Origin of the sequence: Kitasatospora sp. NPDC004799 (assembly GCF_040609095.1) — a bacterium.
GTDB lineage: Bacteria > Actinomycetota > Actinomycetes > Streptomycetales > Streptomycetaceae > Kitasatospora.
Window position 1 is genome coordinate 1 of the sequence record NZ_JBEXJK010000666.1, and the last position, 2668, is coordinate 2668.

The 2668-nt window shown below is 74.0% G+C and carries 3 protein-coding genes; all 3 read left to right on the forward strand.

The genetic code is table 11. The features are described 5' to 3' along the window. The first annotated feature begins 85 nt into the window (after window positions 1–85). The 3 genes from ABZW03_RS39640 to ABZW03_RS39650 all read left to right on the forward strand — a co-directional run bounded on the left by ABZW03_RS39640 (window position 86) and on the right by ABZW03_RS39650 (window position 2436). Window positions 86–517 carry a hypothetical protein gene (locus ABZW03_RS39640; protein ID WP_355269560.1) on the forward strand — a complete coding sequence of 144 codons (432 nt, stop codon included), beginning with the start codon at window positions 86–88 and terminating at the stop codon, window positions 515–517. A 223-nt stretch (window positions 518–740) separates the two neighbouring features. Then, window positions 741–1820 carry a hypothetical protein gene (locus tag ABZW03_RS39645; RefSeq protein WP_355269562.1) on the forward strand — a complete coding sequence of 360 codons (1080 nt, stop codon included), beginning with the start codon at window positions 741–743 and terminating at the stop codon, window positions 1818–1820. Between the two features lie 178 nt (window positions 1821–1998). Continuing rightward, on the forward strand, window positions 1999–2436 hold the full coding sequence (locus ABZW03_RS39650) for a hypothetical protein (RefSeq protein WP_355269564.1): 438 nt from the start codon (window positions 1999–2001) through the stop codon (window positions 2434–2436). Window positions 2437–2668 lie beyond the last annotated feature (232 nt).

Here is a 2668-nt window from a genome sequence, read left to right on the forward strand (position 1 = left end):
CCGGTCCGGCGCGCCCGGCCCCTTCGCCCCGTTCCTGCGCTGCCTAGCCGCCGGCCTGCGGCGGCTGCCCAGCCACTACGGCGGCGTGCTGGTCGCGGGCCCGGCCCAGGACTGCGACCTCGCCGGGTACGCCCCGGGCACGGTGCTGACCGAGCGGGCCCCGGTGACGGGCCTGGCGGCGCCCGGGGCGGACCTGGGCGAGGACGTCGGGATCGAGTTCGCCATCTGGTCCGTGGGCGGCCGCCGCAGCTCCGCCTTCGGCGAGCCGGGCGAGCAGCCGACGGTGATCTTCGCCCCGGGCACCGAGTTCGAGGTGGTCGAGGTCGAGCCGGCCGACCCGGAGGAGGGCCGTCCGGCCCGGGTGCTGCTGCACGAGATCGGCGGCGTCCGCCCGGGCCCCGACCGGCTGCGCACCTGGCTCGCCCGCCGCGACGCCGTCGCCCCCGCCGACCGCGTCCGCCCCGCCGACCCCGCCCGCTACACCCTCGCCCTCGGCGCCGACTCCGGCACCGGGTGACCCTAGGGACGACGGGGACTGACGCCTCGTCGGTCGGTGCGCGCGGCGCGGCGAGGAGGCGGCACGGCCCGGTGCGCTGGCGGGCATCAGCCAGTGCGCGCACTGGCAACCACCGTGACCGCGACGGACGAGACTCCTGACGTGAACGCTCCGTACGGAACGTCGAACGCCACGTACGGAACGTCGGACGTCGTAGGTAAACGGCAGGGAGGTCGTTGTGTCCTTGGTTCGTCAGCGTATGGTCCGCGGCTGGCGCGCGGTGCTGGCCGCGTTCGCCGGGGTGGTCCTGGTCCTGGCCGGCACGCCCGGTCCGGCGCAGGCCGCGGAGACGGAGTGGATCAGTCTCGACGGAGGCCAGTCACGGGTGCTGTCGGCGGTGTACTCGGTGACGATCAGCGGTGCCACGTACGACGTCGCCCGGGGCACGGACAACAACATCTGGTTCCGCTACAACGGCGGGAGCTGGCACCCGCTCGGCGGGAACAACGCCTCCCGGACCACGTCGCCGCCGCGCATCGTCGAGTTCCCGCCGGGGCGCGCGATGGTCGTCATCCGGGGCACGGACGGGGAGATCTGGTACAGCCAGGCGAACAGCGGGTCCCTGAACTCCTGGACGGACTGGGTGCGGCTCCCGGCCGGCGCCAACGCGATCGGCAGCCCGATCCTCACCATCAGCTCGGCCACCCGGGACCTCATGATCGAGGCACCGAACTCCTACCGGCGCATCAACGTCACGTTCCTGCGGAACTACAACGGAACCCTGACGTCCAGCGGCTGGCGGGTGGACTCGCACGCGCTCCTCGGCACCAACGCCACGGACATCGAGGGTGACAGCCAGATCGCGGTCTACGGCACCCGGTACTACGAATCGGTGCTGCGCAGCTTCTTCACGGGCACCGACCACCGCGTGTGGCGCGAGACGACGAATCCCACGACCGGCGCCGTCCTGGACCTGTCCGAGGTGAACGGCGGTGGCGAGTGCGCCAGCGGCGTGGGGGCGGCTCGGCTCGGGAACCAGACCACCGTGGTCGGCCCCGGTCAGGCGGGCTACGCCGACCAGCAGCGCGTCATGATCTCCTGCATCGGCAACGACGGGTACGTGTGGGAGACCACGTCGAACGACGGCGGCAGCACCTTCGACGGCTGGCGCCGCCCGGCCGGTGCGCTCGCCCCGTCGAACTCGACACCGGCGGTGTTCCCGACACCCCTGGGGTCCCTCTCGTGGACGATCACGATCCGGTGGAACGGCGCCAGGAGCGGCCTGTTCCCCGACAACGCGGCGGTCTCGAAGCGCATCTGGTAGCTCTGCCGGAAGTCCCGCGCGAAGCACGGCCGGAAGCCTTCCGGCCGTGCTTCGCGCCGTGCGGTGGAGCCTCCCGGCGACCGCCGACGGGTGGCACCCGGGTGTTCCGGTGAACCGCGGGGAGGTGGCCGTCCGTCGGACGGAACGTAGGGACGCGGTCGGCAGGAGGAGTACGGGGATGGGCGAGACGGTGCGGGGCGGCTTCCGGCTGGCGGCGGTGTTCGACGTGGTGGACCCGGTGACCGGGCCCGGGTTCGCGCCGGACCGGCCGCGGCTGGCGGCGGGGGCGGAGCGCGAGGCCGTCGCCCGGTACCTGCGGGCCGGGGCGCCGGTGCTGCTGACGCCGATGCTGATGGACGACGTGGTGGACCCGGGCCGGCGCGGCGTCGTGCCGATGGGCTTCCGCACCGACGGCCGGTGGATCTGGACCGACACCGTGACGTACTACCTGGACGAGTACGGGCTGGCGCCCGAGCCCGACCTGCTCGCCCACGTCCGCGAGCAGGGTGACGGGCCGTGGGAGGAGCCGTCGGCGGAGGTGCTGGAACAGGCCGTGGACTTCGTGCTGGCCCCGCCGGAGGCGGCCGAGGAGCCGGTCTGGACGGTCGGGTCCTGAGAACCCGCCGATCCGGCTGAACCGGTTCGGCCACGCCGTCCGTACCTCCCCACAGGAGTGTCGTCGAACGCAGGGGATGCATGGTGGGCGAGGAGCAGCGCGGCGAGCCGGAGCGGAGGTCGGGCGGCTTCCGCCTCCCGGCCGTGAACTGGGCGTTGGCGGCCGAGGCGGCCCCCGAGGAGCGGGCGGAGGAGTCCGCGGCCGCCGCGACCGCGGTGCTGCCCGCGCAGCC